Genomic DNA, 2,414 nt, shown 5'->3' with positions numbered 1-2,414 from the left:
GTGCCGGCGGGCGTTCAGGACCGCACGCGCACCAGCGCCGAGGCAGCGATCGCCAGCCAGCCGGCAATGAGCAGCGTGCCGCCGATCGGCGCCGACAGCGGGAATAGCCGCGACCCGATGAAATCGCGGGCCAGCAGATCGCCGCAGAACAGCAGAAGCCCAACCAGCAGGATTAGGCTGCCGATGCGCAGGATCCGGTTCGCGCCAAGCAATCCGGCGGCAAGGAAGACCGGCGCATGCATCAGCAGGAACGATGCGGCGGTGCCAACGAAGGCGCCGCCGAGATGCGCTGCCGCGGCCGACAGCGCCACGCCGGCAGCACCGCAGAAGCCCCCGGCCAGGACGAGGATACGGCTGCTGTTGTCGGAAGGTCGTTCGGCTGTGCTCATGTTTGGGGCCCTGTGACGCCCAACCCCGTCAGGGCTTGCCGGCGTGGGCAAGCATGTCCTGCTCGCGGCGTGACTGTGCCAGCCAGTTATACACCGCGCCGCCGGCCATCAAGACGGATGTGCCCAGAAACACCGAACGCATGCCGAAATGACCACCGGCAAAGCCGCCGAGCAAGGGGCCGGCGACTTGCCCGACATATTGGGCGGAGATCGACAGCCCGAGCACATTGCCGCCGACCCCATCGGGAACATTGTGGCGGATCACGCTGGTGATGCAGGGCAACAGCCCGCCCAGCGCCAGACCCATCAGGAAGCGCAGGCCGATGAGTTGCCAGCTCTGCGTGACGAAGGCCTGCGGGATCAGCAGCAGCGCCGAGACGGCAAGCGCGCCGATGATGACGTTCCAGTGGCCGACGCGGTCGGCGAGCTTGCCCAGGCGCGAGGCCGACAGGATGGCGCCAAGGGCCGCCGCCGACATGACGACGCCTGATATCAGCGTCACGCGGCTCTGGTCCTCGATGAGCTGCTGCACATAGACGGTGATGATCGGCTCGATCGACATGGTGGCGAAGCTCAACAGCATGCCGGTCGCCAGCATGGCGACAACAGGCCGTTTGTCGGGGATTTGTGACCAGCCGCCTTTCCGCTTCTGCGTCGCTGCGGCGTCTGCTGTTTTCGGCCGGGGATTCTCCTTGATCAGAAACGTGGTCGCCAGGAATGCCAGGAAGATGACGCCGCCGGAGAGGAGAAAGGTGGCGCGGATGCCGATCAGCGGCGGCAGGGCGCCGCCAACCAGCGGACCGACCAGAGCCCCGCCCGTGATGCCGGCCGACAGCAGGCCCAACGCCCAGCCGGAACGCTCCTTCGGGGTCTGCATGGCGACGAGGATGGTCGATCCCGAGGAGTAGCCGCCGGCAAAGCCGATGAGCAGCCGCAGCAGCACCAGCTGCCAGACCGTCTGCACCATGCCGGTCAGCGACATGCATATGGCCATGCCGAAGCTGGCGCGAACCAGCATCACCTTGCGGCCATAGCGGTCGCCGAGACGTCCCCAGAGCGGCGCCACCAGCGCCGCCGCGAAGAACGTCGCGCCATAGGCAATCCCCGACCATTGCACGATCGCCGCGTGACCCTCGGCACCCAGCTGCTCGATATAGAGCGGCAGGAACGGCAGAAGCAGCGTCATGGCGACAAGCGTCGAAAACGAACCGGCGAAGCACACGAACAGATTGCGCCGCCAGTGGATGTTGTAGGTGCTGTCGTTCGCCGGGGGCGTGCTCTGCTGCATGTCGTGTGTCCTGTCCCAGCAACTCTTTTATCGATGCTTGCTGCGGATACCAATTTGGGATACCAAGATGGTGCACGTCATGGACGCAAGCTTGGCCGCTGTCAATGCAGCCTGTCGAACGTGATCGGCAAGACGATCGCAAACGGCCAAAAGGTGGAAACGACAATGTCGCAGATGCACAGCGTCGAAAAACAGCTTCGGCAGATGATCCTGGGCCTCGAGATCGGTCCCGGCGAAAAGCTGACCGAGCGCTGGATCGAGAGCCGTTTCGGTGCATCGCGAACCCCGGTCAGGGCAGCACTGCTGCGGCTCGAGACCGAGGGGCTGGTCGGCAGGGACGGGCGCGGCTGGACGGTGTCGCCGATCAATCTGGCTGAACTCGAGCAGATCGCCGTCTACAGGGAGGCGGTCGAGGTTGCGGCAGTTCGCCTGACATGCGGCCTGGCGGACCGGAGCGCCATCGATGTCATCCAGGCGATGCTCGAATCCTGCGACAACGACACGCCGCGCGAGGAATGGCATCGCGTCGGCATGGATTTTCACATCGAACTGGCGCGTCTGTCGGGCAATGAATTCCTGTTCCGGGCGGTCCGTGATGCCATGACACGCCTGTCACGGGCGCGCTGGCTGGAGGTTCGCGACGAAGCGGCCCTCAGCCGCGCCTGGGCCGAACATCGCGCCATACTGGCGGCGGCACGCCGTGGCGACGCCGATGAAGCCGCGCGCCTGCTCTCGGT

At 65.7% G+C, this 2,414-nt stretch carries 3 protein-coding genes; 1 reads left to right on the top strand and 2 read right to left on the bottom strand.

Annotated elements, in window-relative coordinates; translation table 11 throughout:
* Positions 1 to 14: 14 nt before the first annotated feature.
* Positions 15 to 389, bottom strand: a complete 375-nt coding sequence (locus EN884_RS33075; protein ID WP_024504690.1) for a DUF423 domain-containing protein — start codon at positions 387 to 389, stop codon at positions 15 to 17.
* A 28-nt stretch (positions 390 to 417) separates the two neighbouring features.
* Entirely contained in the window at positions 418 to 1,677 is a 1,260-nt protein-coding gene (locus tag EN884_RS33070) for a multidrug efflux MFS transporter (RefSeq protein ID WP_063167761.1), read from the bottom strand.
* Positions 1,678 to 1,842: 165 nt separating this feature from the next.
* On the opposite strand from EN884_RS33070, the gene EN884_RS33065 reads away from it, so the two are divergent.
* The coding region (locus tag EN884_RS33065; protein WP_164895319.1) for a GntR family transcriptional regulator at positions 1,843 to 2,414 on the top strand (572 nt) is incomplete at its 3' end.

The sequence above is a fragment of the Mesorhizobium sp. M7A.F.Ca.AU.001.01.1.1 genome (assembly GCF_004022735.1).
Classification (GTDB): domain Bacteria; phylum Pseudomonadota; class Alphaproteobacteria; order Rhizobiales; family Rhizobiaceae; genus Mesorhizobium; species Mesorhizobium ciceri.
Note: the sequence above shows the minus strand (reverse complement) of the source record. Positions and strands in the feature narration are given on the sequence as shown.